Raw genomic sequence first — 1,758 nt, 5'->3', positions numbered from 1 at the left:
ATACCCAGGAGGATTAGCTCAGCTGGGAGAGCATCTGCCTTACAAGCAGAGGGTCGGCGGTTCGAGCCCGTCATCCTCCACCATATGCCGGTTTAGCTCAGCAGGTAGAGCAACTGACTTGTAATCAGTAGGTCGTGGGTTCGATTCCTATAGCCGGCACCATAGTTTTGAGCCATTAGCTCAGTTGGTAGAGCATCTGACTTTTAATCAGAGGGTCGAAGGTTCGAGTCCTTCATGGCTCACCATTTAAATTACCAACAAAATATGCGGGTGTGGCGGAATTGGCAGACGCACTAGACTTAGGATCTAGCGCCGCAAGGCGTGGGGGTTCGACTCCCTTCACCCGCACCATTTTTCAGAATTTCATAATTGCCAGGATAAATAAATCTTATGCACATGCGGAAGTAGTTCAGTGGTAGAACACCACCTTGCCAAGGTGGGGGTCGCGAGTTCGAACCTCGTCTTCCGCTCCAACATGTGCCGGGGTGGCGGAACTGGCAGACGCACAGGACTTAAAATCCTGCGGTAGGTGACTACCGTGCCGGTTCGATTCCGGCCCTCGGCACCATTTTTATTCTAGTAAATAGCGCCCGTAGCTCAATTGGATAGAGCGTCTGACTACGGATCAGAAGGTTGTGGGTTCGACTCCTGCCGGGCGCGCCATATATATTTCGGAATGTAGCTCAGCTTGGTAGAGCACTTGGTTTGGGACCAAGGGGTCGTAGGTTCGAATCCTGTCATTCCGACCATTATTTTGGGGCCTTAGCTCAGCTGGGAGAGCGCCTGCCTTGCACGCAGGAGGTCAGCGGTTCGATCCCGCTAGGCTCCACCATAAAATTATAACCAGTTATAAAGATCCTGGCGGCGTAGCTCAGCTGGCTAGAGCATTCGGTTCATACCCGAAAGGTCGTGGGTTCGACTCCCTCTGCCGCCATCTTAAAGGACCTTTAGCTCAGTTGGTTAGAGCAGACGGCTCATAACCGTCCGGTCGCAGGTTCGAGTCCTGCAAGGTCCACCATTTATATATTGTTACGGAGGTATACCCAAGTCTGGCTGAAGGGATCGGTCTTGAAAACCGACAGGCGGGTAACACCGCGCGGGGGTTCGAATCCCTCTACCTCCTCCAGTTTTAAATTTTATAAATGGTGTTCTAAAAAACTCGGTATAATTAACATTCATGTTGTCGCGGGGTGGAGCAGTGGTAGCTCGTCGGGCTCATAACCCGAAGGTCGTTGGTTCAAATCCGGCCCCCGCAACCAAATGGTCCCGTGGTGTAGCGGTTAACATGCCTGCCTGTCACGCAGGAGATCGCCGGTTCGATCCCGGTCGGGACCGCCATTTTTATAATAAGAGGTTCATGTAAGCAAAAAGATCGAAGAAGCAAACGAGTGCATGGAGAAGCGTACTTACAGTACGTGACTGAATAAACGAGAGTGGCTGATAAAGATATTTGCAGCTTAGCATGGAACGTATGGGTCAGTAGCTCAGTTGGTAGAGCATTAGATTGAAGCTCTAAGTGTCGGCGGTTCGATTCCGTCCTGACCCACCATACATGCGGGTGTAGTTTAATGGTAAAACCTCAGCCTTCCAAGCTGATGTCGTGAGTTCGATTCTCATCACCCGCTCCAAATGGGCCTATAGCTCAGCTGGTTAGAGCGCACGCCTGATAAGCGTGAGGTCGATGGTTCGAGTCCATTTAGGCCCACCATTATTCCGAAGTAGCTCAGTTGGTAGTAGCACCTGACTGTTAATCAGGTT

General features: G+C 51.1%; 17 tRNA genes. All 17 read left to right on the top strand.

The features are described 5' to 3' along the window. The first annotated feature begins 7 nt into the window (after nt 1-7). The 17 genes from C9J35_RS22990 (at nt 8) to C9J35_RS22910 (ending at nt 1,708) form a co-directional block, all read left to right on the top strand. A tRNA-Val gene (locus tag C9J35_RS22990) sits at nt 8-83 on the top strand. A 3-nt stretch (nt 84-86) separates the two neighbouring features. Further along, nucleotides 87-162 (top strand) — tRNA-Thr (locus C9J35_RS22985). 7 nt (nt 163-169) lie between these two features. Further along, nucleotides 170-245, top strand: a tRNA-Lys gene (locus C9J35_RS22980). 21 nt (nt 246-266) lie between these two features. Beyond that, nucleotides 267-351: transfer RNA gene (locus C9J35_RS22975), tRNA-Leu, on the top strand. 47 nt (nt 352-398) lie between these two features. Further along, nucleotides 399-473, top strand: a tRNA-Gly gene (locus C9J35_RS22970). A 6-nt stretch (nt 474-479) separates the two neighbouring features. Then, nucleotides 480-568, top strand: a tRNA-Leu gene (locus tag C9J35_RS22965). A gap of 18 nt (nt 569-586) precedes the next feature. Beyond that, nucleotides 587-663: transfer RNA gene (locus tag C9J35_RS22960), tRNA-Arg, on the top strand. 9 nt (nt 664-672) lie between these two features. Then, a tRNA-Pro gene (locus C9J35_RS22955) sits at nt 673-749 on the top strand. 7 nt (nt 750-756) lie between these two features. Continuing rightward, nucleotides 757-832: transfer RNA gene (locus C9J35_RS22950), tRNA-Ala, on the top strand. A 28-nt stretch (nt 833-860) separates the two neighbouring features. After that, nucleotides 861-934, top strand: a tRNA-Met gene (locus C9J35_RS22945). A gap of 7 nt (nt 935-941) precedes the next feature. Next, a tRNA-Ile gene (locus tag C9J35_RS22940) sits at nt 942-1,018 on the top strand. Between the two features lie 15 nt (nt 1,019-1,033). Continuing rightward, a tRNA-Ser gene (locus C9J35_RS22935) sits at nt 1,034-1,126 on the top strand. A 58-nt stretch (nt 1,127-1,184) separates the two neighbouring features. Then, a tRNA-Met gene (locus tag C9J35_RS22930) sits at nt 1,185-1,259 on the top strand. Nucleotides 1,260-1,262: 3 nt separating this feature from the next. Beyond that, nucleotides 1,263-1,338: transfer RNA gene (locus C9J35_RS22925), tRNA-Asp, on the top strand. A 135-nt stretch (nt 1,339-1,473) separates the two neighbouring features. Beyond that, nucleotides 1,474-1,549, top strand: a tRNA-Phe gene (locus C9J35_RS22920). A 5-nt stretch (nt 1,550-1,554) separates the two neighbouring features. Further along, nucleotides 1,555-1,628 (top strand) — tRNA-Gly (locus C9J35_RS22915). Between the two features lie 3 nt (nt 1,629-1,631). Next, nucleotides 1,632-1,708 (top strand) — tRNA-Ile (locus tag C9J35_RS22910). The last annotated feature ends 50 nt before the right edge of the window (nt 1,709-1,758 follow it).

This window comes from Lysinibacillus parviboronicapiens (genome assembly GCF_003049575.1).
In the GTDB taxonomy this organism is placed as follows: domain Bacteria; phylum Bacillota; class Bacilli; order Bacillales_A; family Planococcaceae; genus Lysinibacillus; species Lysinibacillus parviboronicapiens.
The sequence above is the reverse complement of the archived record's forward strand: the minus strand, read 5'-3'. Positions and strand labels throughout refer to the sequence as shown.